A 25399-nucleotide genomic window follows, 5' to 3' on the forward strand; every position below is an offset into this window, starting at 1 on the left:
GCCGGCGGCGTTCTCGTCCACCACGAACCCGCCGCCGACGGAGTAGTACACCTTCTCGCACAGCACCGTGCCGTCACCGTCACGCGCGGTGAACCGCATGCCGTTGGGATGACCGGGCAGCGACACCTTCCGCTCGAAGACGAGGTCCTCACCGACGACGAACGGGATCTCGCGCACGCCGGCCAGCCGCACCGTGCCGCGCTCGCGCATCTCGGCCAGCCGGGCGTCGATGCCGTCCACGTCCACCAGCTCGGGCTTGTCGCCCGACAGGCCGAGCAGGACGGCCTTGTCGCTGCCGTGGCCCTTGCCGGTCAGCCCGAGCGAGCCGTACAGGACCGCCTCGACCCGCGCCACCCGCTCCAGCAGCCCGTCCTCGCGCAGCCCGCGCGCGAACCGGTGAGCGGCGGCCATCGGCCCGCCCGTGTGCGAACTCGACGGCCCGATACCGATCTTGAACAGGTCGAAGACGCCGATGCTCATCGCAGGTATTCCGTCGCCGCGTCGAGCAGCCATTCCGCCAGGTAGGCCGCGAACGACGACCTGACCAGCACGTGGACGCCGTCGGCCTGCGGCAGCAGCACGACCTGGGCCCGCGCCAGCGTCGTCTGCGCGCACCGGCCCGGCCCGAACACGCTCGGATGCAGGTCGAGGGCGCAGCCGTGGGCCAGCAGGTCACGCGCGCGCGGCCCGCCCACCAGCAGCGTCGTGCGCTGGGCCGACACGTCCACGACCGAGCCGTGCCGGTCGCCGAGGGCCTTGGACAGCAGCTCCGGCCGGTGACCCGGGGGCGCGATCACCAGCCACTCGTCGGGGCCCAGCCAGGCCACGGTGACGTCCCCGGCGGTCACGGCGGTGCACGGCTCGACGGGCAGCGGCGCCCCCAGGGCGTCGCCCAGGTCGCGGGCGGCCGGGCTCGCCGGGTCCACGCGGAGGTTCAGCTGGGTGCGGAACGGCAGCTCCGCCAGCCGCAGCGCCCCGCCCTCCGACGCGGCGGCGAACCGGCCGGCGAAGGCGGCGGCCGGGCTCCTGCGCTCAGCCATCACGGCGCGCTCCTTCCGGGTCGTACAGGACGTGAGAGGTGACGGTGACCGGGGCCAGGGTCCCGCCGACCGGCGCGTACAGCCGCTCGCCGATCCGGCCGTGCCCGCCCTTGACCAGCGCCAGCGCGAACGTGCGGCCCAGGGCGGCGCTGCGGTAGCTGGAGGTGACGTGGCCGAGCATCGGCACCGGCGGCTCCGGCAGCACGTCCGCGGCCACCAGGTGGGCGCCCTCGGGCAGCAGCAGGCCGGGATCCTCCGGCAGCAGGCCGACGAGCTGCTTGCGGTCCGGGCGCGCCGTGTCCGCCCGCGCGTGGGACCGCTTGCCGACGAAGTCGGGCTTCTTCTTCGACACCACCCAGGCCATGCCGAGGTCCTGCGGAGTGACCGTGCCGTCGATGTCCTGGCCGACGATGGGGTAGCCCTTCTCGGCCCGCAGCACGTGCATGGTCTCGGTCCCGTACGGGGTGACGACGCCGAGGTCCATGATGGACGTCCACAGACGCAGGCCGTCCCACGAGGTGACGTTGATCTCGTACGCCAGCTCGCCGGAGAAGCTGATCCGGCACACCCGCGCCGGTATGCCGGCCACCTCCGCCTCCCGCCACGTCATGAACGGGAAGTCGTCGGCGCCCACGGCCAGGCCGGGGGCGAGTCCGGCGAGCACCTCGCGCGAGCGCGGGCCGACCAGGGCGACCGTGGCCCACTGCTCGGTGACCGACGTGCAGTGCACCCGCAGCGACGGCCACTCGGTCTGCAGCCACTCCTCCATCCAGTCGAGCACGGCGGCGGCGTTGCCTGTCGTGGTGGTGACGAGGAAGTGGTCGTCGGCCAGCCGGACGACCGTGCCGTCGTCGAACACCATCCCGTCGGGGCGGCACATCACGCCGTAGCGGACGGCGCCGACCTTGAGCGTGCTCATCAGGTTGGTGTAGAGCCGGTCGAGGAACTCCCCCGCGTCGGCCCCGACGACGTCGATCTTGCCGAGGGTTGAGGCGTCCATCGCGGCCACCCCCTCGCGGGCGGCGCGGCACTCGCGCAGCACCGCGGCCTCCATGTCCTCGCCGGGACGCGGGTAGTACCAGGGACGCTTCCACTGGCCGACGTTCTCGAACAGCGCGCCCGCGGCGACGTGCCACTCGTGCAGCGCCGTCACCCGGACCGGGTCGTGCAGCGCGCCGCGGTCGCGACCGGCCAGCGTGGCGAAGGCGACCGGCAGGTACGGCGCCCGGAACGTGGTGACGCCCAGTTCGGCCACCGGCACGCCCAGCGCCTCGGCGACGACCGCCGAGGCGAGCAGCCCGGAGGTCTTGCCCTGGTCGTGCGCCGTGCCGGCGGTGGTGTAGCGCTTGACGTGCTCGACCGAGCGCAGGCCGGCGCCGACGGCCCGGCGCAGGTCTGCCACGGTGACGTCGCGCTGCAGGTCCACGAAGTGCGCCGAGTGGTCGGCCGCGGGCACCACCCAGTACGGCTCCCCCGCCGGCTCCGGCTCGGCGGCCGCCTCGGGCACCCGGGCCGCCGCCCCTGAGGTGGCGCGGGCGCCCGCGCCGGTGCCGTCGGCGAGGCAGCCGGCCAGCGTGAGCACGCCCCGCGCCGCGCCCGCCACCTCGACCGCCTGGCGGGAGGCGTCCGGGACGAGCGTGCCGAGCGCGTCGTCGTGGCGCAGCGTCCCGCCCGACTGGCTGAACAGGTGCACGACCGGGTTCCAGCCGCCCGACACGAGCAGCAGGTCCGCCTCGAACGAGCGCCCGCCCGCGCCGGCCGGGCGCTCCCCCGGAACGTCGTCGCGGGCGGCGACCGTCACCGAGGAGACCTCGCCGTCGCCGTGGGCGCCCGTCACCACGTGACCCGCCAGCAGCTCGATGCCGCGTGCGCGGGCCCGCGCGGCCCACTCGGCGCCGGGGGCGGGCCGCGCGCCGCCCGCGTCCCGCGTGCCCCCGCGTACGTCCACGACGGCCGCCACCTCCACGCCCGCCTCCGCGAGGTCGAGGGCGGCGGCGTAGGCGGAGTCGTGCGCGGTGAACACCACGGCCCGGCGGCCGGGCAGCACGCCGTACCGGTGGGCGTAGGCGCGGGCGGCGCCGGCGAGCATGACGCCGGGCAGGTCGTTGCCCGCGAACGCGATCGGCCGTTCGTGCGCGCCGGTGGCGAGCACCACGCGCCGCGCCCGGATGCGCCACACGCGCTCGCGGGACACGTGCGCGGGCGCCGCCGCGCCGAGGTGGTTGGTGCGCCGCTCGACGGCGATCAGGTAGTTGTCGTCGTAGTAGCCGAAGACGGTGGTGCGCGGCAGCACGGTGACGTCGGGCAGCTCCGCCAGCTCCGCGACGGTGGCGGCGGCCCAGGCGGCGCCGGGCAGGCCGTCCACGCTCTCCCCGGTGCCGAGCAGGCTGCCGCCCGGCTCGGGCCGCTCGTCGGCGAGGATCACCCGCGCCCCGCCGGCCGCCGCGGCGCGGGCGGCGGCCAGGCCGGCGGGGCCGGCGCCGACGACGAGCACGTCGCAGTGGGCGTGGACGGCGTCGTAGCGGGCCGGGTCCGGCTCGGCGGCCAGCCGGCCCCGCCCGGGGAGGCTGCTCGCGGCGAGCCCGTCGTACAGCTCGACGGTGGTGGCGGGCAGCATCGGCTCGGGGAACGGCGCCTCGATCTGGACGACCGCGCTGGGCTCCTCGCTCCCGGCGGAGAACACGCCGCGCGGGCGGCCCAGCTTCACGCTGGTGGCGACCCGGCGCACCCCGGCCGCGAGCAGGGCGGAGGCGAGGGTGTCGCCGGGGTGCCCGGTGTACTCGTGCCCGTCGAAGGTGAAGCGCAGGGTCCGCGACCGGTCGATCCGGCCGCCGCTCGCGCGCCTCACGAGGTCACCGGCCGGGGCTCGCCCACCCGGTAGACGGCGTGGATCTCGTTGGTCGCGGTGTCGCGCAGGGCGTTGAACCAGCGGCGGCAGCCGGCGGAGTGGCTCCAGCGCTCGGCGAAGACGCCCTTGGGGTTGTCGCGGAAGAACAGGTAGCGGGCCCACTCCTCGTCGGAGAGGGCGGCCGGGTCGTCCGGGTAGGCGACGTGGGCCTGCCCGCCGTAGTGGAACTCGGCCTCCTCGCGTGGGCCGCACCAGGGGCATGGGATCAGCAGCATGTGACGTCCTCAGTGCGCGACCGCGGCGGCGCCGTGCTCGTCGACGAGCGCCCCGGTGACGAATCGGTCAAGGGAGAAGGGGGCGTTGAGCGGGTGCGGCGCGTCGTTGGCCACCGTGTGGGCGAAGCACCAGCCCACGCCGGGCGTGGCCTTGAAGCCGCCGGTGCCCCATCCGCAGTTGAGGTAGAGGCCGTCCACCGGACTCAGGCCGACGATGGGCGAGGCGTCCGGCGAGACGTCCACGACGCCGCCCCAGGTGCGCAGCACGTGCGCGCGGGCGAAGATCGGGAACAGCTCCAGCGCCGCCGCCATCTGCCGCTCGATGATGTGGAACGCGCCCCGCTGGCGGTAGGAGTTGGCCGCGTCGATGCCGGCGCCCATCACCAGCTCGCCCTTGTGGGCCTGGCTGACGTACACGTGGACGGCGTTGGACATGACGACCGTCGGGTGGACGGGCTCCAGCAGCTCGGAGACGAGCGCCTGCAGCGGGTGGCTCTGCAGCGGCAGGTCGATGCCGGCGGTCGCGGCGACGACGGAGGTGTGCCCGGCGGCGCACAGCGCCACCCGGCCGGCCGCGATCACGCCGCGCGTCGTCTCGACGCCGGTGACCCGGCCGCCGCTCACCCGCAGCCCGGTGACCTCGCAGTTCTCCACGAACTCGACGCCGAGCGCCGCCGCGGCGCGGGCGTAGCCCCAGGCGACGTGGTCGTGCTTGGCGATGCCGGCACGCGGCTGGAAGGTCGCGCCGAGCACGGGGTAGCGCACGTCGGGCGAGATGTCGACGATCGGGCAGACCTCCTGGACCTGCCGCGGGTCGAGCCATTCGGCGTCCACGCCGTTGAGCCGGTTGGCCTCGACGCGGCGGACGCTGTCGCGGACGTCCTGGAGGCTGTGGGCGAGGTTGAGCACGCCGCGCTGGCTGAACAGCAGCGGGTAGTCGAGCTCCGCCTCCAGCCCCTCCCAGAGCTTGAGCGCGTGCTCGTAGATGCCGGCGCTCTCGTCCCACAGGTAGTTGGAGCGGATGATGGTGGTGTTGCGGGCCATGTTGCCACCGGCCAGCCAGCCGCGCTCCAGCACCGCCACGTTCGTGATGCCGTGGTTCCTGGCCAGGTAGTAGGCGGTGGCCAGGCCGTGGCCGCCGCCGCCGACGATCACCACGTCGTAGGAGGCCCTGGGCTCGGCCGCGGTCCACAGCCGGTCGGGGTGCTCGGGCAGGTCGGCTCCGGGCGGGCGGGGCGTCATCGGAGCCCCCCGTACAGGGGGTGCTTGCCCGCGAGGGCCTCGACGCGGCCGCGCAGGAACGTCAGGTCGGCCCCGGGGGTGAGGGCGGCGGCGATGACGTCGGCGACCTCCCGGAAGTCCGCGGCGGCGAAGCCGCGCGTGGCCAGCGCGGGCGTGCCGATGCGCAGCCCGGAGGTGACCATCGGCGGGCGCGGGTCGAACGGCACGGCGTTGCGGTTGACCGTGATGCCGGCGGCGTGCAGCCGGTCCTCGGCCTGTTTGCCGTCCAGCTCGGAGTCGCGCAGGTCCACCAGCACGAGGTGCACGTCGGTGCCGCCGGTGAGCACCCTGACGCCGGCGGCGACGGCGTCAGGGGCGAGCAGCCGGTCGGCGAGGATGCGGGCGCCCTCCAGCGTGCGCCGCTGCCGGTCGCGGAACGCCTCTCCGGCCGCCACCTTGAAGGCCACGGCCTTGGCGGCGACGACGTGCTCCAACGGCCCGCCCTGCTGGCCGGGGAACACCGCCGAGTTGATCTTCTTGGCGAGGTCGGCGGTGGACAGGACGACGCCGCCGCGCGGCCCGCCGAGGGTCTTGTGCGTGGTGGTGGTGACCACGTGGGCGTGGGGCACGGGTGAGGGGTGCAGGCCGGCGGCGACGAGGCCGGCGAAGTGCGCCATGTCCACCATCAGGTAGGCGCCCACCTCGTCGGCGATCCTCCGGAACGCGGCGAAGTCGAGCTGCCGGGGGTACGCGGACCAGCCGGCGATGATCAGCTTGGGCCGGTGCTCGCGGGCCAGCCGCTCGACCTCGTCCATGTCCACCAGGTGGTCGCTCGCGCGGACGTGGTAGGAGACGACGTCGTAGAGGCGGCCGGAGAAGTTGATGCGCATGCCGTGGGTGAGGTGGCCGCCGTGGGCCAGGTCTAGCCCGAGGATCGTGTCGCCCGGCTCCAGCAGGGCGGACATGGCGGCGGCGTTGGCCTGGGCGCCCGAGTGGGGCTGCACGTTGGCCGCCTCGGCGCCGAACAGCTCCCTGACCCGGTCGATGGCGAGCCGCTCGACCACGTCGACGTGCTCGCAGCCGCCGTAGTAGCGCCTGCCCGGGTAGCCCTCGGCGTACTTGTTGGTGAGGACGGAGCCCTGGGCGGCCATGACGGCCAGGGGCGCGAAGTTCTCCGAGGCGATCATCTCCAGCGTCGTGCGCTGGCGGGCCAGCTCCGCGCCGATCGCGGCGTGCACCTCGGGGTCCAGCACGTCCAGCGGGGTGTCGATCATGTGCGTCCTTTCCTAACCGCGCAGCCGGGTCATCGCCGGGTCGAACAGGGGCTCCTCGGCCACCACGGCCTCGACCCGCCGGTCGAAGTAGCCGAGGTGCACGGTCCGGCCCGGGGTGGCGAGCGAGGCGGGCAGCCAGGCGTAGGCGATGGCCCTGCCGATCGTGTGGCCGTAGGCGGCGCTGGTGACGTAGCCGACCGGCCGGTCGCCGTCGTACACGGGTTCCCTGCCCATGACGACCTCGTCGGTGAGCAGGCAGGCGAGCCTGCGGGTGACCGACTCCTTGCGGGCGAGCAGGGCCTCGCGGCCGATGAAGTCGCCCTTGTCGAGTTTGACGGCGAAGCCCAGCCCGGCCTCGTACGGGTCGTGTTCGAAGGTCATGTCGGTGCCGAACGAGCGGTAGCCCTTCTCCAGGCGCAGGCTGGTGAAGGCGCCCCGGCCGGCGGCGATGACGCCGTGCTCCCGGCCGGCCTCCCACAGCGTGTCCCACAGCTTCAGGCCGAGGTCGGCGGTGGTGTAGATCTCCCAGCCCAGCTCGCCGACGTAGGACAGGCGGAGCATGGTGACGGGCACGTTGCCGAGGTGGGTGCGGGTGCCGCGGAAGTAGCGCAGCGCCTGGAGGTCGGCGCGGGTGAGCGGCTGGACGAGGTCGCGCGCCCTGGGCCCCCACACGCCGACGCAGCAGGTGCCGGCGGTGACGTCGCGGACGAACACGTCGTCGGGCCGGTGCCGCTCCAGCCAGTCGAGGTCGAGGTTGCCGTTCGCGCCGACCTGGAAGTGCCGGGGGCCGAGCCGGGCCACGGTGACGTCGCTGCGGATGCCGCCGTCCACGTCGAGCAGCAGGCAGTACGTGACCGAGCCGACCGACTTGTCGATGTCGCCGGTGGTGAGCCGCTGCAGGAAGGACACGGCTCCGGGGCCGCTGACCTCCAGCCGCTTGAGCGCGGTCATGTCGTACAGGGCGACGTTCTCGCGGGTGGCCTGGGCCTCGGCCCCGACGATCGGCGACCAGTAGCGGGCCGCCCAGTCGCCGGGCGCGGGGATGCCGCGGCCGGCCACCAGCGGGGCGTTGGCCTCGTACCACTGCGGGCGCTCCCAGCCGGACGCCTCCAGGAACATCGCGCCGAGCTCCCGCTGCCGGACGTGGAAGGGGCTGGTGCGCAGCGGGCGGGGCTCCTCCATCGGCTGGAGGGGGTGGATGATGTCGTAGACCTCGACGTAGTTCTGGCAGCCGCGGGCCACCACGTAGTCGGGGGCGACCTGGTGCGACTCGAACCGGTTGACGTCGCACTCGTGCAGGTCGAACGAGGCGCAGTGGCCGTCCACGAGCCATTCGGCCATGGCCCGGCCGACGCCGGCGGAGTGGGTGACCCAGACGGCCTCGGCCACCCAGAAGCCCTCGACGTCGCGCGACTCGCCCAGCAGCGGCAGGTGGTCGGTGGTGAAGGAGAACAGGCCGTTGATGCCCTCCTCGACCTTGGCCGAGCGGGTGGAGGGCAGCAGTCGCTGGGTTTCGGTCCAGGCGTCGGCGAAGTCGTCGGGGGTGAAGGTGAGCACCGAGGGCATCACCTCGGCCTCGTCCACGGCGAGGATGTCGTCGGCGCTGACCGGCATGGGGCGGTGGCCGTAGTAGCCGATGCCGAGGGTGTCGAAGCGCTCGCGGTAGTAGAGGTCGGCGTCCTGGTGGCGCAGGATGGGCCGGGACACCTCGACGGTCTGCCCGGCCAGTCCGGGCACCTGGCCGGTCCAGGCGAGCTGGTGGGCGAGCGGGGTGAGCGGCAGGTCCATGCCCACCATCCGGGCGACCTTGGGGCCCCAGATGCCGGCGCAGCAGACCACGATGTCGGCGGGGATGTCGCCCTGGTCGGTGACGACGGTCCTGACCCGGCCGCCCTCGGTGGTGATGTCGAGCACCTCGTGCCGGGGCAGCACCCGCACGCCGCGGGACCGGGCGCGGGCGAGCTGGGCGTCCACGGCCCTGACGGCCTTGGCCAGGCCGTCGGTGGGGATGAACAGGCCGCCGAGCACGGTGCCGGGGTCGAGCAGCGAATGCCGGTCGAGGCACTCCTGCGGGGACAGCAGGTGGGTCTCGATCCCCCAGGAGGTCGCCCAGCCCTGGCGCCGGCGCAGTTCGGCGAGCCGCTCGGGGGTGGTGGCCACTTCGAGCCCGCCCACCTGGTGGAAGCTGTCCAGCTCGACGAACTTCTCGACGGTGTAGCGGGCCATCTCGGTCATCGTCTTGGAGCCGTTGATCTGGAAGACCAGGCCCGGGGCGTGGGAGGAGGAGCCGCCGGTGGCGGGTACGTCTCCCTGGTCGACGACGGTGACGTCGGTCCAGCCGCGGGCGGACAGCTCGTCGGCGAGTGCCGCGCCGACCACGCCCGCGCCGATGATGACGACGCTAGGGCCCGTCATAGCCACCTCCGTTGTTGCGAACTATGCAACCAAACGCGCTTTTCGCAACAAGCGTCGCTCGCCGCGTTCCGGGTGTCAAGGGTGTGTTCTGTCGTATTCCATACGGTTTGCACGGCTCGTCGGGAACGGTCCAAGAGCACGCGCACGCCCGGCCCGGTCGCGTCTCGCGTCGACCGGGCCGGGCGTGGCGGATCATCAGCCGGCGGGCAGCCAGGCCTTCACCTTGTCCGGGTTGTCGGCCACCCACTTGGCGGCCGCCTCCTCCGGCTTCATCTTGTCCTCGGCGATGTACTTGGCCACCAGGTTCTGGTCGTCGTTCGTCCACGTGAAGTTCTTGACCAGCGTGTACGCGGGGCTCCCCGAGTCGGCGAACTTCTTGCTGACGATCTTGTCCAGCTCGTACGGCGGATAGTCGCAGGCCACCTTCTCCGGATCGGCGTCGCAGCCCTCGGTCCAGGCCGGCAGGTTCACCTTGACCAGGCGCAGCTCCGACAGGAACCACTGCGGCTCGTAGAAGTAGCCGAGCACCGGCTTCTGCTGCTTCTCCGACTGCCGGAAGGCCGTGATGAGCGCCGTCTCGCTGCCCGCGTAGACGACCTTGTAGTCGAGCTTGAGGTTCTTGACCAGGGCCCCGTCGTTGGTGACGAACGACGGGTCGCCGTCGAGGAGCTGGCCCTTGCCGTCGGACTCGGACGTCTTGAACAGGGAGGCGTACTTGTTGAGGTTCTTCCAGTCGGTGATGTCCGGGTACTTCTTCGCCATCCAGGGGGCCACGTACCAGCCGATGACGCCCTTGTTGCCGGTGGGCCCGGCGTTCACGGCGACCTTCTGCTCGTCGATGTACTTCTTCTTCAGGTCGTCGTGGGCCCAGTTCTCCACGATCGCGTCGACCTCGCCGGTGCCGAACCCCTGCCAGGCGACCTCCTCCTTCAGGTCCTTCTTGACCACCGTGCACCCGAGCTGCTTCTCGGCCACGTGCGCGATGACGGCGGCGTTGGCCTCGTAGCCCACCCACGGGTTGATCGCCAGGTTGACGGTGCCGCAACCTCCCTGCCCGCTCGCGGCGCTGCTCGCGCCGGTCTGCACCTCGCCGACCTTCGCCCCGCCGCACGCCGTGAGCAGGAGGCCGGCGCCCGTCGCGAGCGCTGCCGCCCGGACCCTTCCGTTCCTGGTAACTGCCACCTGGTCCTCCTGATTCTCACCGGCCGCCGGCCGGTGTCCGTCATCTGTCATGGAGCCCGCCGTGGAGCGCGCCGTGCGCGGCGGCGTCGGCCCGCTCGGTGGCGGCCCGCATGACGCGGTCGAGCACGATGCCGAGCACGACGATGGCCAGCCCGGCGGCCAGCCCCTTGCCGCGCAACTGGTGCTGGGAGAACCCGGCCACGACGTCGTAGCCGAGCGCCCCGGCACCGACCAGGCCGCCGACGACCACCATGGACAGCACGTAGATGAGCCCCTGGCTGGCCGCCAGCGTGACGGCGCTGCGCGCCATCGGCAGCTGCACCTTGGAGATGAGCTGCCACGTGCTCGCGCCGGCCGACGTGGCCGCCTCGACGGTGGTGGCCGAGACCCGCCTGATGCCCTCGGCGACCAGCTTGATCGCGATCGGCGCGGCGAACACCACGGCCGCGATGATCGCGGTGAACCGGGTCGGCCCGAACAGGCCGAGGATCGGCACCAGGTAGACGAAGGCCGGCATGGTCTGCCCCGCGTCCAGCACCGGCCGCAGCAGCGTGTCGGCCCGGTCGCTGCGGCCCATCCACACCCCGACGATCACGCCGAGCACCATGACGAGGATCGTCGCGACGAGCGTGGAGGCCAGCGTGACCATGCTGTCCTGCCAGAGTCCGAGCAGCACCAGCACCAGCAGCCCGGCCGTGGTCACCAGCGCGGCCCGCACGCTGCCCACGAGCAGCGCGACCGCCACGGCCGCGGCGGCGACGAGCCACCACGGCGAGCCGGTCAGCAGCGCCTCGAACGGGTTGAGCAGCCCGTTGGTGAGCCCGTTCTTGACCGCGTCGGTGTAGGTGACCAGGCTGTCCTGCACCCACAGGCTCGCGGCGTCGGCCGCGCCGCGCACGGCGAAGCCCAGATTGGCCTGGGCGGGGAACTCCGCCGCCCACACGTAGGTGTACGACAGGTAGCCGAGCACGGCGGCGACGCCGAGCACCCCCGCGACCTCCAGGCGGCGGCCCCGCGCGGTGCGGCGGCGGCCGGCCCGCCGCTCGTCCTCCACGCGGCGGCTGGCCGCCGAGGTCGCCCGGTCGAGCACCACGGCCATGATGACGATGGCCAGCCCGGCGTTGAACGCGGTGCCGACGTCGAGCGTCTGCAGCGCCTTCAGCACCGTCTTGCCCAGGCCGGGCGCGTCGATGAGCGCCGCGATGGTGGCCATGGACAGGGCGGCCATGATGGTCTGGTTGACGCCGACGATGATCGTCTGCTTGGCCATCGGCAGCCGGACGTGGCGCAGCGCCTGCGCGCGGGTGACGCCGAGCGACGTGCTCGCCTCCAGCGTCTCGGGCGAGACCTGCCGGATGCCGTGCGCGGTGATCCGGATGGCCGGCGGGATCGCGTAGATCATGGTGGCGACCGTCGCGCTGGCCGGGCCGATGAGGAAGAACAGGGTGAGCGGCGCCAGGTAGACGAACGTCGGCATGGTCTGCATGAAGTCGAGCACCGGGGTGACCAGCCGGTGGAACCGGTCGCTCAGCCCGGCCCACACGCCGAGCGGGATGCCGACGGCCAGCGACAGCACCACCGCGGTCAGCGTCAGCGCCAGGGTGTCCATGCTCTCCTGCCACAGGCCGAGCACGCCGAACGACAGGAACCCGGCGGCGGTCAGCAGCGCCACCCTGCGGTTGCCGTACAGGAAGGCGGCGGCGGTGGCGAGGCCGACCACGCCGAGCCAGCCGAGCAGGGGGACCGGCCGGCCGAACGACGGCTGGCTGATCAGGGCCTGGACGAACGTCACGGCCTCGTCGAGGAAGAGCCGGACGTAGTTGATGAAGTACAGGAAGAACGGGTTGCTGTTGCGGCCGGCGTCCACCGCGTCCATCCCCTCGCCGAGCGAGGCGTGCAGCGGACTCAGCTCCGCCTCGCCGAGCTGCAGGGTGTCGCGGCCGCGCAGCACCGCCCAGCCCACCACCCAGGTGACGACCACCGCGAGCACGAGGTACCTGCGGGCCGGCAGCCGGGCCGCCACCCGCGCGGCCACCACGTTCACGGCCGCCATCAGTGCTGCCCCCCGGCGATGACCTCGAGGATCTCCGCGCTGGTCACCACGCCGAGCAGGCTGTCGCCGTCGGTGACCCGCACCGGCCGGTCGGCGGAGAGCACGGCGTGCACGGCGTCGCGGATCACCACGTCGGGCCCCAGCTCGGGGCCGTCGAGCGGCTCGCCGTCGTGCGGCGGGCGCATGATCCAGCGCAGCGTCAGCACGTGGGAGCGCGGGATGTCGCTGACGAAGTCCCTGACGTAGTCGTCGGCCGGCGCGCCCACCACCTGGTCGGGCGTGCCCACCTGGACCAGTTCCCCGTCGCGCATGATGAGGATCCGGTCGCCGAGCTTGAGCGCCTCGCCGAGGTCGTGGGTGATGAAGATCATCGTCTTGCCGACCTCGTGGTGCAGGCGGATGACCTCGTTCTGCATCTCGCGCCGGATCAGCGGGTCGAGCGCGGAGAACGGCTCGTCGAACAGCAGCACCTCGGGGTCGGCCGCGAGCGCGCGGGCCAGGCCGACCCGCTGCTGCATGCCGCCGGAGAGCTGGTCGGGGTAGGAGTTCTCGAAGCCGGTGAGCCCGACCAGCCCGACCACCTCGCGGGCCCTGGCGTAGCGCTCCTGCTTGGCGACGCCGCGGATCTCCAGCCCGAAGGCGACGTTGTCGAGCACGCACCGGTGCGGCAGGAGGCCGAAGTGCTGGAAGACCATGGCCATGCGGTGCCTGCGCAGCTCGCGCAGCCTGCGGTCGTCGGCCTTACGGACGTCCTCGCCGTCCAGCAGCACCTCGCCGGCCGTGGGCTCGATCAGCCGGGTCAGGCAGCGGACCAGCGTCGACTTGCCCGAGCCGGACAGGCCCATGACGACGAACACCTCGCCCCTGCGCACCTCGAAGGAGACGTCGCGGACGGCCGCCACGCAGCCGGTCCGCTCCTTGAGCTCCTGACGGCTCAGGGTGCTGCCGACGACGCTCTCGGCCTTGGGGCCGAACACCTTCCACAGGTCGCGGACGGCGAGGACGGGCGTGGTGTCGGTGTCGGGTGCACTACGTTCGGCCACTGACGGCACAGTCATGACCACCTCTTGGTCGTCGGCGCGGTCGTCGGAGCGTCAGTTCGCTGGGAACCACCGCTGGGGGCGCGGGCGGGTGTTCTGCCACACATGCTTGATCTCTCGATACTCGTCCAGTCCGGTCGGCCCCAGCTCGCGGCCGATGCCCGACTGCTTGAAACCGCCCCATTCGGCCTGCGGCACGTAGGGGTGGTAGTCGTTGATCCACACCGTGCCGGCCCGCAGCCGGCCCGCCACCCGCTGCGCCCGGCCGGCGTCCTGGGTCCAGACGGCGCCCGCGAGGCCGTACTCGGTGTCGTTGGCGAGGCGGACGGCCTCGTCCTCGCCGGAGAAGCGCTCGACGGTGAGCACGGGGCCGAACGACTCCTCGCGCACCACCCGCATGCCCTGCTTGCACTCGTCCAGCACGGTCGGCCGGTAGAAGAAGCCCCGGTCGAAGCCGGGGCCGGTGAGCCGCTCGCCGCCGCAGCGCAGCACCGCGCCCTCGGCCAGGCCCGCCGCCACGTACTCCTCGACCTTGGCCAGGTGCGCGGCGGAGATGAGCGGGCCGGTGTGCGCCTCGGGGTCGAACGGGCCGCCGGGGCGGATCAGCGCGGCCCGCCGTACGAGCTCGTCCACGAACGCGTCGTGCAGCGGGTCCTCCACGAGCAGCCGCGCGCCGGCCGAGCACACCTGGCCGGAGTGCAGGAACACCGCGGTCAGCGCGAAGTCGACCGCCGTCTCGAAGTCGGCGTCGGCGAAGACGATGTTGGGGTTCTTGCCGCCGAGCTCCAGCGCCACCCGCTTGACCGTGGCCGACGCCGCCGCCATGATCCGGCGGCCGGTCTCCAGGCCGCCGGTGAACGAGACGAGGTCCACGTCGGGGTGCTCGGCGAGCGGCGCGCCGGCGCTCGCCCCGGCGCCCAGCACCAGGTTGGCGACGCCGGCGGGCAGGCCGGCCTCCTCCAGGGCCCGCATCAGCAGGATCGCGGTGCTCGGGGTCAACTCGCTCGGCTTGAGCACGAAGGTGTCGCCAGCGGCGAGCGCCGGCGCCACCTTCCACGTCGCCTGCAGCAGGGGGTAGTTCCACGGGGTGATGAGGCCGCACACGCCGACCGGCTCGTGGACGATCCTGCTGATGGCGTCGTCGCGGCCGGTGTCGACGACACGGCCGGCGTCGGTGCCGGCGGCGCCCGCGAAATGGCGCAGGCAGGCCACGCAGTCGTCGACGTCGTACTCGCTCTCCACGAGCCGCTTGCCGGTGTCGCCGGACTCGGCGCGGGCGAAGGCGTCACGGTCGCGCTCCAGGAGGTCCGCCACCCGGTGGAGCAGCGCTCCACGCTCGCGCGCCGGCGTGGCCGGCCAGGGGCCGTGGTCGAACGCGTGCCTGGCCGCCCGGATGGCGGCGACGGTGTCGGTCGCGGTGGCTTCTGCGACCGTGGTCACGAGGCTGCCGTCGGCGGGCGAGTGGATGCGGCGCTGCCCACCGTCGGCCGGCTTGGTCCACGTGCCGCCGATATAGAGATCGGTCATCGGCACACCTTTGATCGTTGCGTATTGCGCAAGGCAATGCTTAGTGAGGAACAGGATTGACCGCTCGACTACGGCGCGTCAAGTGGTGGCGAACATCACATACCAAATCGCTGCGAAGTGCGGCTGTCACGGCAAGCGATCGACCCCCTTGACGTGACGGGCTCGCGCCGTCCACGCTGTTGCGTATACATCACCGTTTTGCGCTATACGCAACGCTAGGAGGTGTGATGTCTCCCCGGCCCGACCCCGGACGCGAGTTCGTCCTGACGGTCTCCTGCTCCGACAAGCCAGGCATCGTCTACGCCGTGACCAGCTTCCTGGTGCAGCACGGCGGCAACATGCTGCAGAGCAAGCAGTTCAACGACCGCAGAGGCGGCGGCTTCTTCATGCGCGTGCACTTCGCCGCCCAGCACGGGCTGGAGGAGCTGCGCGCCGGCTTCACCTACGTCGCCGAGTCGTTCCAGATGACCTGGCGGCTCAACGACGCCGCGACGCCCACGCGGACGCTCATCATGGTGTCGAAGTTCGGCCACTGCCTGAACGACCTGCTGTTCCGCCGGCAGGGCGGCGCGCTGAACATCGAGATCCCGGCGATCGTCTCCAACCACCCCGACCTGGAGCCCCTGGCCGTCTCGTACGGCGTGCCCTACCACCACGTGCCGGTCACCCCCGACACCAAGGCGCAGGCCGAGGCCAGGGTGCTGGAACTGGTCGCCGAGTACGACGCGGACCTCGTGGTGCTGGCCCGCTACATGCAGGTCCTGTCGGACGACCTGTGCAAGCGGCTCGAAGGGCGGGCCATCAACATCCACCACTCGTTCCTGCCGGGGTTCAAGGGCGCCAAGCCGTACCACCAGGCGCACGAGCGCGGCGTCAAGCTGATCGGCGCGACCGCGCACTACGTGACGGCCGACCTCGACGAGGGGCCGATCATCGAGCAGGACGTGGTGCGGGTGGACCACGAGCTCGACCCCGAGGACCTGATCACGGCCGGCCGCGACGTCGAGGCGCAGGTGCTGGCCCGCGCCGTGAAGTGGCACAGCGAGCAGCGGGTGCTGCTGAACGGCGACCGGACCGTCGTCTTCCGCTGAGCGCCGAGGCGGAGGAGGGCGCCACGAGGCGGGAGGCGGTGGGGGCGCGGCGGCCCCCACCGCCTCCTTTCACGCGCGGTGCCGGTAGAACTCGGTCGTCTCGGGCGCGAGCGGCGTGTTGCCGAGGATGAGGTCGGCCGCCTTCTCGGCGAGCATCATGACCGGCGCGTAGATGTTGCCGTTGGTCACGTACGGCATGACCGAGGCGTCGACCACGCGCAGCCCGTCCACGCCGTGCACGCGCATCGTCTCGGGGTCCACCACGGACATCTCGTCGACGCCCATCCGCGCCGTGCACGACGGGTGCAGGGCCGTCTCCCCGTCCTTCGCCACCCAGTCGAGGATCTCCTCGTCGGTCTCGACGGCCGGTCCGGGCGAGAGCTCGCCGGTGCTGTACACGCCCAGGGCCGGCTGGCCGAGGATGCGGCGCGCCACCCGGACGGCCTCGACCCACTCGCGCCGGTCCTGGTCGGTGGACAGGTAGTTGAACCGCAGGGCGGGGTGCCGCCGCGGGTCCGCGCTCCTGATCTTGACCGAGCCGCGGGCGTCGGAGTACATCGGCCCCACGTGCACCTGGTAGCCGTGCCCGCCCGCCGGGGCGGAGCCGTCGTAGCGGACGGCGATGGGCAGGAAGTGGAACATCAGGTTGGGGTAGTCGACGTCCTCGTTGCTCCGCACGAAGCCGCCGGCCTCGAAGTGGTTGGTCGCGCCGGGTCCCCGGCGGGCGAACAGCCACTGGGCGCCGATCCACGGGTGGCGCCACTTCTGCAGGTTGGGCTGCATGGAGACGGGCTGGGAGCAGCCGTGCTGGATGTAGACCTCCAGGTGGTCCTGGAGGTTCTCGCCGACGCCCGGCAGGTCGTGCACGACGCGGATGCCGAGGGCGTCCAGCTCCTTGGCGTTGCCGACGCCGGAGAGCTGCAGGAGCTGCGGCGAGTTGATGGCGCCGCCGGACAGGATGACCTCCTTGGCCCGTACGGTGCCGCCGTCGTACTCCACCCCGACGGCCCGCGTCCCCTCGAACAGCACCCGGGAGACGAACGCCCGGGTTTTGACGGTGAGGTTGGACCGCTTCCGCACCGGGTGCAGGTAGGCGCGGGCGGCGCTGAGCCGGCGGCCCCGCCGGATGTTGCGGTCGAATCTGGCGAAGCCCTCCTGACGGTATCCGTTGACGTCGTCGGTGAGCGGATAGCCGGCCTGCTGGACGGCCTCGAAGAACGCCGCGAACAGCGGGGTCGTCGCGGGTCCGCGTTCCAGCGTCAGCGGCCCGTCGTGGCCGCGGAAGGGGGTGCCGGGGTCGGCCAGGCAGTTCTCCATCCGCCTGAAGTACGGCAGGCAGTGCGCGTAGTCCCAGCTCTTCATGCCGGGATCGGCGCCCCAGCGCTCGTAGTCGAGGGGGTTGCCGCGCTGGAAGATCATGCCGTTGATGCTGCTGGAGCCCCCGAGCACCTTGCCGCGGGCGTGGTAGATGCGCCGCCCGTGCATGTGCGGCTCGGGTTCGGATTCGTAGCGCCAGTCGTAGAAACGGTTGCCGATGGGAAACGGGAGCGCGGCCGGCATGTGGATGAACACGTCCCACGGATAGTCGGGACGGCCCGCCTCCAGCACCAGCACCCGCGTGTCGGGATCCGCGGAGAGCCGGTTGGCCAGGGCGCAGCCCGCCGAGCCTCCTCCGACGATGACGAAGTCGTACTGCTGTGACGTCATTGTGCCTCGTCTCATCGCACGTTTCACCGAATCGTAGCGCTATACGCATCGCGTTTCACTAGTCGCAACAGGAGATCTTTTGGACGTCCCGCCACACAAGGTTGCCTGGAGCACTTACAGTTTCGCTATGAGCAACGAATCGGGCAGCGGTGGGGTGCAGTCCGTCGACCGGGCGATCAGCGTGCTGGAGATCCTGTCGCGGCGCGGCGAGGCCGGCGTGAGCGAGGTCGCCGCCGAGATCGACGTCCACAAGTCGACCGCCTTCCGCCTGCTCGGCGCGCTGGAGGCGCGCGGCCTGGTGGAGCAGGCCGAGGACCGCGGCAAGTACCGCCTCGGGTTCGGCATCATCCGGCTGGCAGGCGGCGTCAGCACGCAGATGGACGTCATCGGCCGCGCCCGGCCGGTCTGCCACCGGCTGGCCGAGGAGATCGGCGAGACGGTCAACGTCGCCGTGCTGCGCTCCGCCCACGCGGTCAACCTCGACCAGGTGCGCGGTCCCTCGGCCGTCACGGCCTACAACTGGGTCGGCCAGATCACCCCGCTGCACGCGACCTCCAGCGGCAAGGCGCTGGTCGCCCACCTGGACGAGGGCGAGCGCCGGCGGCTGCTGACCGGCGCCGAGCTGGAGAGCTTCACCCCCAAGACCATCACCGACCTCGACGCGCTGGAGCTGCAGTTCGCCGAGACCCGCCGCACGGGCTACGCCTTCTGCCTGGAGGAGCTGGAGGAGGGCCTGAACGCGATGGCCGCGCCCATCCGCTCCTACCACGGCGAGGTCGTCGCAGCCGTCAGCGCCTCCGGCCCCGCCTACCGCTTCAGCGCCGAGCGCATGCACGAGCTGGCCCCGCTGCTCGTCGGGGGAGCCGAGGAGATCAGCCGCCGGCTGGGCTACGCGGGTCGGCCCTGACCAGCCGGATCACCACGCTCTTCGACGTCGGGGTGTTGGACGTCTCGGCCACCGAGTCGAGCGGCACCAGCACGTTCGTCTCCGGGAAGTAGGCCGCGCAGCAGCCCCTGGCCGTGGGATAGGAGATCGCCCGGAAGCCCTCGGCCGTCCGCTCGCCGTCGGGCCACTCGCTGACCAGGTCCACCACGTCACCGTCGGCCAGGCCGCGCTCGGCCAGGTCGTCCGGGTGCACGAACACCACCCGGCGGCCCGCCCTGACCCCGCGGTAGCGGTCGTCGAGCCCGTACACGGTGGTGTTGTACTGGTCGTGGCTGCGGACCGTCTGCAGCAGCAGCCTGCCCGGCGGGACCTCCAGCACCTCCAGCTCGTTGACGGTGAAGTTGGCGCGGCCCGTCGCGGTCGGGAAGCGGCGCTCGTCCCGCGGCGCGTTCGGCAGCGCGAAACCGCCCGGCGCCCGCGCGTTGAAGTCCTCGAACCCGGGGATCACCCGCGCGATCCGGTCCCTGATCGCGCCGTAGTCGCGCTCGAACTCCGCCCACGGCACGTGCGGGTCGTCCCCGAGCACCGCCCGCGCCAGCCGGCAGACGATGGCCACCTCGGGCAACAGATGCGGCGAGGCCGCCTTGAGCCTGCCCCGCGAGGCGTGCACCAGCCCCATCGAGTCCTCGACCGTCACGTAGCCGCCGGGGTCGCGCTCGGTGCGGCCCAGCGTGGGCAGGATCAGCGCCTCCTCGCCGCACACCGCGTGCGAACGGTTGAGCTTGGTGGACACCTGCACGGTCAGCCGGGTGCGGCGCAGCGCCGCCTCCGTCACCGCGCTGTCGGGGGTCGCCCGGACGAAGTTGCCCCCCATGCCGAAGAACACCTTCACCCTGCCGTCGCGCATGGCCCGGATCGCCTCGACCGTGTCGAGGCCGTGGCGGCGCGGCGGCTCGAAGCCGAACTCCGCGCCGAGCGCGTCGAGGAAGGCGGCGGACGGCTTCTCGTAGATGCCCATCGTCCGGTCGCCCTGCACGTTGGAGTGGCCGCGCACCGGGCACACGCCCGCCCCCGGGCGGCCCACGTTGCCGCGCAGCAGCAGGAAGTTGACCACCTCGCGGATCGTCGCCACCGAGTTGCGGTGCTGGGTCAGGCCCATGGCCCAGCAGACCACGACCGAGCCGGCGGCACGGACGTCGGCCGCCGTCTCCTCGACCTCGGCCCGGGTCAGGCCGGTAGCGGCGAGGACCCGGTCCCAGTCGAGGCCGCGCAGGTGCCGTTCCCAGTCCTCGAACCCGTGCGTGTGCTCCTCCACGAACGCGCGGTCCGCGCTGTCGAGCAGCAACGACGACAGCGCCTGGAACAGCGCCAGATCGCCGTTGAGCCGGATCTGCAGGAACCGGTCGGCGAGCGCCGTGCCGCGGCCCAGCCCCGAGGGGTGCTGCGGGTTCTTGAAGCGCAGCAGTCCCGCCTCGGGCAGCGGGTTGACGGCGATGATCCGCGCCCCGCCGCGCTTGGCCTTCTCCAGGGCGGTGAGCATGCGGGGATGGTTGGTGCCCGGGTTCTGGCCCACCACGAAGATCAGCTCGGCTCGGTGCAGGTCGTCCAGCGACACCGTGCCCTTGCCGATGCCCAGCGTCTCGGTGAGCGCCGAGCCGCTCGACTCGTGGCACATGTTGGAGCAGTCGGGCAGGTTGTTGGTGCCCAGCCGGCGCACCAGGAGCTGGTAGGCGAACGCCGCCTCGTTGGAGGTGCGACCGGAGGTGTAGAACACCGCCTCGTCCGGGCCGCCGAGCGCGCGCAGCTCCCTGGCGATGATCTCGAACGCCGACTCCCAGCTCACCGGCACGTAGTGGTCGGAGCCGGCCGGCTTGTGCATCGGCCGGGTCAGCCGGCCCTGCCCGCCGAGCCAGTGGTCGCTCCGCACGGCCAGGTCGCCCACCGGGTGCGCGGCGAAGAACTCCGGCGTCACCCGGCGCGTGGTCGCCTCCTCGGCGACGGCCTTCGCGCCGTTCTCGCAGAACTCCGCCGGGCTGCGGTGCCCGCCCTCCGGCCAGGCGCAGCCGGGACAGTCGAAGCCGTCCTTCTGGTTGACCCGCAGCAGCGTGCGGGTGCTGCGGGCGACGCCCATCTCGCGCCGGGCGATCCGCATCGCGTTGCCCACCGCGGGCAGCCCGCCCGCCCAGTCCTTCGGCCGGCCGACCCGCAGCCCCGCGTCCTCGTCGTCGCCCGTCACGCTCACCCGATCCGTTCCTGGACCCACTCGTGGAAGGCGCCGATGTGGTGCTCGCTCGGCACCAGCACGCCGCCGTCACGGTAGGTGCGCGAGCTCATCGCCGGCTGGCAGCGCTCGCACGCCTCGAAGTCCTGCTCGTTGACCCGGTGGAACAGCTCCACCGACTTGTCCAGATCCTTGCCGCTCGCCACCACGTCGGGCAGGTAGAGCCAGTCGCACTCGACCACCGTGCGGTCGACGGCGAGGGGGAACATGCGGTGCAGGATAACGTGGTCGGGAACGAGGTTGATGAACACCTGCGGTTTGATGGTGATGGCGTAGTAGCGCCGGTCCTGCTCCTCGCTCACGCCGGGGATGCGGTCGAGCCCGGCCGAGCCGTCCACCGTGAAACCCTCGACCTCCGCGCCGAACTCCGCGCCGTGGCCGACGAAGTACTGCGCCGCGTAGCCGTCGGCGAACTCCGGCAGCACCTCGGTCAGCTCGGGGTGGATGGTGGCGCAGTGGTAGCACTCCATGAAGTTCTCGACGATGAGCTTCCAGTTGGCCTTGACGTCGTAGACGATCCGCCGGCCCACCTCCAGGTTGGCCACGTCGTAGTTGTCGATCAGCTCGACCGCGCCGAGCCGTTCGGCGACCGCGCCCTGCACGTCCCGCTCGAACGACGGCGGCTCGTCGGCCAGGCACACCCACACGTAGCCGAGCCACTCGCGCACGTGCACCTTGACCAGGCCGTACCGCACCCGGTCGAGGTCGGCCATCTTGGTCAGGTTGGGCGCCGCGACCAGCTTGCCGTCGAGGTCGTACGTCCACGCGTGGTACGGGCACTGGAAGGCCCGCTTGACCTCGCCCGACTCCTCCGTGCACAGGGTCGCGCCGCGGTGCCGGCACACGTTGAAGAACGCCCGCGCCGACCCGTCGCGGGCCCGCGTGACGAGGACGCTCTCGGCGCCGACCTGGACCGTGCGGAACGAGCCGGGCTTCGGCAGGTCCGACGAGCGGACCGCGCAGAACCACATCGCCTCGAAGATGTTCTTCTGCTCCAGCGCGAACAGGTCCGGATCGGTGTAGTAGCGGCCCGGCAGGGTGGGGATGACACTGGAGGTCGTGGTGGTGGTCACGGGGCTACTCCTTCGTGAGGGGCCGGGTCAGTGTCCGCGGCGGATCCAGTCCTCTAGGTGCGGAGCCTCGGCTCCGATGCGGGTGTCCGCGCCGTGCCCCGTGTGCACCACCGTCTCGGCGGGCAGCGTGAGCAGGCGGCGGCTGATCGACGCGATGATCGTGGGGAAGTCGCTGTAGGACCTGCCCGTGGCGCCCGGACCGCCCTGGAAGAGGGTGTCGCCGGAGAACAGCACGCCCAGTTCGGGCACGTACAGGCAGACGGCTCCCGGCGCGTGCCCGGGGGTGTGCAGCACGTGCGCGTCCACGCCGCCGACCCGCAGGATCCGGCCGTCCGCCAGCGCCCCGCCGGGGGTGGCGGACGGGTGCGCGAGCTTCCACAGCACCTCGTCGTCCGGGTGCAGCAGCACCGGCGCGCCGGTGGCGGCGGCCAGGGCGGGCGCGGCGTTCACGTGGTCGTCGTGCGCGTGCGTGCACGCGATGCCGACGACCCGGCGACCGCCCACGGCCGCCTCGATCCGCTCGGCGTCGTGCGCGGCGTCGATGACGAGGACCTCGTCGTCGTCGCCGAGCAGCCAGACGTTGTTGTCGACCTCCCACGTCCCGCCGTCCAGGCTGAACGTCCCCGAGGTGACGACCTTCTCGACCCGCATCACAGTGCCTCCTTGGCCGGGCTGTCGCCCGGCGTGCTGTGACGGATGTCCTCGCTTCGCTGCGGATCCATCACAGCGTGACCACCGATCGCAGCACCTCGCCGCGGTGCATCCGGGCGAACGCCTCCTCGACGTCGTCCAGGCCGATGGTCTCGGTGACGAACGCGTCGAGGTCGAGGCGGCCCTGCAGGTACAGCGAGACGAGCATGGGGAAGTCGCGGCTCGGCAGGCAGTCGCCGTACCAGGACGACTTCAGGGCGCCGCCCCGGCCGAACACGTCGAGCAGCGGCAGCTCCAGCGTCATCTCCGGCGTCGGCACGCCCACCAGCACGACCGTGCCCGCCAGGTCGCGGGCGTAGAACGCCTGCCGGTACGTCTCGGGCCGGCCGACCGCCTCGATGACCACGTCCGCGCCGAACCCGCCGGTGAGGTCGCGGATCGCCTCCACCGGATCGCTCTCGCGCGAGTTGACCGTGTGGGTGGCGCCGAAACCGCGCGCCCACTCCAGCTTCCGGTCGTCCACGTCCACCGCGACGATCGTGGTCGCCCCGGCCAGCCGCGCCCCGGCGACGGCCGCGTTGCCGACGCCGCCGCAGCCGATGACCGCGACCGAGTCACCGCGGCCGACCGCACCGGTGTTCACGGCCGCGCCGAGCCCGGCCATCACACCGCAGCCGAGCAGCCCGACGGCGGCCGGCGCGGCGGCCGGGTCCACCTTGGTGCACTGGCCCGCCGCCACCAGCGTCTTCTCGGCGAACGCGCCGATGCCCAGCGCCGGGCTGAGCGGCGTGCCGTCCGCGAGCGTCATCTTCTGCGTGGCGTTGTGGGTGGCGAAGCAGTACTGCGGGCGGCCCCGCAGGCAGGCACGGCAGGACCCGCACACCGCGCGCCAGTTGAGCACCACGAAGTCGCCGGGCTCGACGTCGGTGACGCCGGCGCCGACCGCCTCGACCACCCCCGCGGCCTCGTGGCCGAGCAGGAAGGGGAAGTCGTCGCCGATGCCGCCCTCGCGGTAGTGCAGGTCGGTGTGGCACACGCCGCACGCCAGCACCTTGACCAGCGCCTCACCCGGCCCGGGGTCCGGCACCAGGACCGTCTCCAGGCCGACCGGCTTGCCCTTGCCCGTCGCGACGACGCCGCGTACCTCATGGACCATGCGATGTCACTCCTGTCTCAGCCGGTGTGCGCCGGCGTGGTCTCGAGATGGCGGCGCCAGCGGGTGAACAGCCGGACCTGGTTCACGCCCAGCACCGCGACGGGCCGCTCGCCCCGCCGGTAGACGGCCAGGAAGCTGTGGGTCGCGGGGTCGCCCTCCTCCACGGTGACCGTGTCGGCGTCGCCCGCGTGCCCGATGAACTGGATCTTCACGTCGTACTGGTCCGACCAGAAGTACGGCGGGCGAGCGGGCTCCGGGCGGGCGGTGCCACCGGACAGCAGCGTCGCCGCGGCGACCGCGGCCCGCTGCCGGGCGCCGGTCCAGTGCTCGATCCGGTGGTGGCGGCCGAGCGCCGGCTCGTACCAGGCGGCGCAGTCGCCGACGGCGACGATCCCGGGCACGCTGGTGCCGCCGCCCTCGTCGCAGAGCACCCCGTCGCCCAGCTCGACGCCGCTGCCGGCCAGCCAGCCGGTGCAGGGGGTCGCGCCGATGCCGGCGACGACGACGTCGGCGGGCAGGTGGGAGCCGTCCGCCAGCCGCACTCCGTCGGCCCTGCCGGTGCCGGTCACCTCGGTGACGTGCGCCCCGGTGATCAGCCGGACGCCGCGCCGCTCGTGCAGGCCGGCCAGGGCGTGGGCCATCGCGGGGCCGAGGACGCCGGCCAGCGGCGCCGGCCCCGACTCGACCAGCGTGACGTCGCGGCCCAGCTCGCGGGCGGTGGCGGCGACCTCGGCGCCGATGAAGCCGCCGCCGATGACCACGATCCTCCCGGCCCGCTCCAGGTCGGCGCGGAGCGCGCGGGCGTCGTCGAGCGTGCGCAGCGTGTGGACGCCGGCCAGCCCGCCGGTGCCGGGCAGCCGGCGGGCGGCGGCGCCGGTCGCGATCACGATGCCGTCGGCCGTCAACGTGGTGCCGTCACCCAGCGTGATCTTGCGGGCGGGGGCGTCCAGCGCGGTGGCGGCGACGCCGAGGCGCCACTCGATGCCCGGCTCCTCGCCCTCCGCCTCCAGCGCCAGGTCGGCCTCGCCGATCGCGCCCTTGAGGAAGTCCTTGGACAGGGGCGGCCGGTCGTAGGGCCGGTGCCGCTCCGCCCCGACCACGACGATCCGCTCCTGGAATCCCTGGCCGCGCAGCGCCCGCGCGGTGAGCAGGCCGGCCAGGGACGCGCCGACCACGCAGATCGTCCTCACGCCTGCCCCTTCAGGGTGACGCCGGGCGGCAGGTTGGGCGGCGCGTCCGACGGGACGACGTAGACGACGTCGTCCTCGACGACGACCCGGTGCGTGCGGACGGGCCGCTTGGCGGGCGGCGCGTCCACCTGCCCGGTGCGCAGGTCGAACCGGGAGGCGTGCAGGGGACACTCGACCTCGCAGCCCTCCAGCCATCCGTCGGCCAGGGAGGCGTCCTGGTGGGTGCAGGTGTCGTCGATGGCGTAGAGGTCGCCGTCGTCGGTGTGGAAGACGGCGATGGGCGGATCGACGTCGAGACGGAGGGCCTCGCCGCGTGGCAGTGACGCGAGAGGGCACGCTGGGATCATCGTCACACCCCGGTTTCACAAAGAGAAACGTCTAGCGCTATACGCAACAGAGTGAGGGTGGGGGATGCGGATGTCAAGGCTGGTTTGGGGCGACTTGGGGTGATTATTCGCCGCCGCCCGGCGTCCCGGCACCCCGGGCCCG

Annotated in this window: 20 protein-coding genes; 2 read left to right on the top strand and 18 right to left on the bottom strand. The window is 72.6% G+C overall.

The window, feature by feature from the left end:
- From CXR44_RS34770 to CXR44_RS34815, 11 genes are all read right to left on the bottom strand, one after another.
- Positions 1-480: serine dehydratase beta chain (locus tag CXR44_RS34770; RefSeq protein ID WP_281260317.1), on the bottom strand; the 480-nt coding region annotated here is incomplete at its 3' end.
- Positions 477-1040 carry a sarcosine oxidase subunit gamma gene (locus CXR44_RS34775; protein ID WP_101790404.1) on the bottom strand — a complete coding sequence of 188 codons (564 nt, stop codon included), beginning with the start codon at positions 1038-1040 and terminating at the stop codon, positions 477-479. The genes CXR44_RS34775 and CXR44_RS34770, both read right to left, overlap by 4 nt.
- Positions 1033-3888 (bottom strand): 2Fe-2S iron-sulfur cluster-binding protein, encoded by a 2856-nt coding sequence (locus CXR44_RS34780; protein WP_219602195.1) that lies wholly within the window; start codon positions 3886-3888, stop codon positions 1033-1035. Before CXR44_RS34780 ends, CXR44_RS34775 begins: the two co-directional genes overlap by 8 nt.
- The gene (locus CXR44_RS39845; RefSeq protein WP_180903852.1) at positions 3885-4163 is read right to left on the bottom strand and encodes a sarcosine oxidase subunit delta; all 279 of its coding nucleotides are present in this window, start codon (positions 4161-4163) and stop codon (positions 3885-3887) included. The genes CXR44_RS34780 and CXR44_RS39845 overlap by 4 nt, the downstream gene beginning before the upstream one ends.
- A 9-nt stretch (positions 4164-4172) precedes the next feature.
- A complete protein-coding gene (locus CXR44_RS34785) occupies positions 4173-5405 on the bottom strand; it encodes a sarcosine oxidase subunit beta family protein (RefSeq protein WP_101790405.1) in 1233 nt (410 codons plus the stop codon).
- Positions 5402-6658 (bottom strand): serine hydroxymethyltransferase, encoded by a 1257-nt coding sequence (gene glyA, locus CXR44_RS34790; RefSeq protein WP_101790406.1) that lies wholly within the window; start codon positions 6656-6658, stop codon positions 5402-5404. Before glyA ends, CXR44_RS34785 begins: the two co-directional genes overlap by 4 nt.
- A 12-nt stretch (positions 6659-6670) precedes the next feature.
- Positions 6671-9073: a GcvT family protein gene (locus CXR44_RS34795; protein WP_101790407.1), complete on the bottom strand. Its 2403-nt coding sequence runs from the start codon at positions 9071-9073 to the stop codon at positions 6671-6673.
- Positions 9074-9268: 195 nt separating this feature from the next.
- Positions 9269-10255, bottom strand: coding sequence for an ABC transporter substrate-binding protein (locus tag CXR44_RS34800; RefSeq protein WP_245899797.1), 987 nt, complete (start codon positions 10253-10255; stop codon positions 9269-9271).
- Between the two features lie 40 nt (positions 10256-10295).
- A complete protein-coding gene (locus tag CXR44_RS34805; RefSeq protein ID WP_101790409.1) occupies positions 10296-12308 on the bottom strand; it encodes an ABC transporter permease in 2013 nt (670 codons plus the stop codon).
- Positions 12308-13366 (bottom strand): quaternary amine ABC transporter ATP-binding protein, encoded by a 1059-nt coding sequence (locus CXR44_RS34810; protein ID WP_101790424.1) that lies wholly within the window; start codon positions 13364-13366, stop codon positions 12308-12310. Before CXR44_RS34810 ends, CXR44_RS34805 begins: the two co-directional genes overlap by 1 nt.
- Positions 13367-13402: 36 nt before the next feature.
- The gene (locus CXR44_RS34815) at positions 13403-14875 is read right to left on the bottom strand and encodes an aldehyde dehydrogenase family protein (protein ID WP_101790410.1); all 1473 of its coding nucleotides are present in this window, start codon (positions 14873-14875) and stop codon (positions 13403-13405) included.
- A gap of 227 nt (positions 14876-15102) precedes the next feature.
- Here CXR44_RS34815 and purU point away from each other — a divergent pair, with 227 nt between their 5' ends.
- Entirely contained in the window at positions 15103-15966 is an 864-nt protein-coding gene (gene purU / locus CXR44_RS34820; protein WP_101790411.1) for a formyltetrahydrofolate deformylase, read from the top strand.
- Positions 15967-16035: 69 nt separating this feature from the next.
- On the opposite strand, the gene betA is transcribed toward purU, so the two are convergent.
- Positions 16036-17673, bottom strand: a complete 1638-nt coding sequence (betA, locus tag CXR44_RS34825; protein ID WP_101790412.1) for a choline dehydrogenase — start codon at positions 17671-17673, stop codon at positions 16036-16038.
- Positions 17674-17800: 127 nt separating this feature from the next.
- Here betA and CXR44_RS34830 point away from each other — a divergent pair, with 127 nt between their 5' ends.
- Positions 17801-18580 carry an IclR family transcriptional regulator gene (locus tag CXR44_RS34830; RefSeq protein WP_219602196.1) on the top strand — a complete coding sequence of 260 codons (780 nt, stop codon included), beginning with the start codon at positions 17801-17803 and terminating at the stop codon, positions 18578-18580.
- On the opposite strand, the gene CXR44_RS34835 is transcribed toward CXR44_RS34830, so the two are convergent.
- The 6 genes from CXR44_RS34835 to CXR44_RS34860 all read right to left on the bottom strand — a co-directional run bounded on the left by CXR44_RS34835 (position 18546) and on the right by CXR44_RS34860 (position 25257).
- Positions 18546-20801 (bottom strand): FdhF/YdeP family oxidoreductase, encoded by a 2256-nt coding sequence (locus tag CXR44_RS34835; protein WP_101790414.1) that lies wholly within the window; start codon positions 20799-20801, stop codon positions 18546-18548. The genes CXR44_RS34830 and CXR44_RS34835 overlap by 35 nt on opposite strands.
- A complete protein-coding gene (locus CXR44_RS34840; protein ID WP_101790415.1) occupies positions 20798-21913 on the bottom strand; it encodes an aromatic ring-hydroxylating oxygenase subunit alpha in 1116 nt (371 codons plus the stop codon). Before CXR44_RS34840 ends, CXR44_RS34835 begins: the two co-directional genes overlap by 4 nt.
- A 27-nt stretch (positions 21914-21940) precedes the next feature.
- A complete protein-coding gene (locus CXR44_RS34845; protein WP_101790416.1) occupies positions 21941-22564 on the bottom strand; it encodes an MBL fold metallo-hydrolase in 624 nt (207 codons plus the stop codon).
- Positions 22565-22634: 70 nt separating this feature from the next.
- The gene (locus CXR44_RS34850; protein ID WP_101790417.1) at positions 22635-23720 is read right to left on the bottom strand and encodes an S-(hydroxymethyl)mycothiol dehydrogenase; all 1086 of its coding nucleotides are present in this window, start codon (positions 23718-23720) and stop codon (positions 22635-22637) included.
- Positions 23721-23737: 17 nt separating this feature from the next.
- A complete protein-coding gene (locus tag CXR44_RS34855) occupies positions 23738-24910 on the bottom strand; it encodes an NAD(P)/FAD-dependent oxidoreductase (RefSeq protein ID WP_180903853.1) in 1173 nt (390 codons plus the stop codon).
- Entirely contained in the window at positions 24907-25257 is a 351-nt protein-coding gene (locus CXR44_RS34860) for a bifunctional 3-phenylpropionate/cinnamic acid dioxygenase ferredoxin subunit (protein WP_101790425.1), read from the bottom strand. Before CXR44_RS34860 ends, CXR44_RS34855 begins: the two co-directional genes overlap by 4 nt.
- Positions 25258-25399: the final 142 nt, after the last annotated feature.

This window comes from Nonomuraea indica, from assembly GCF_002850745.1.
Classification (GTDB): domain Bacteria; phylum Actinomycetota; class Actinomycetes; order Streptosporangiales; family Streptosporangiaceae; genus Nonomuraea; species Nonomuraea indica.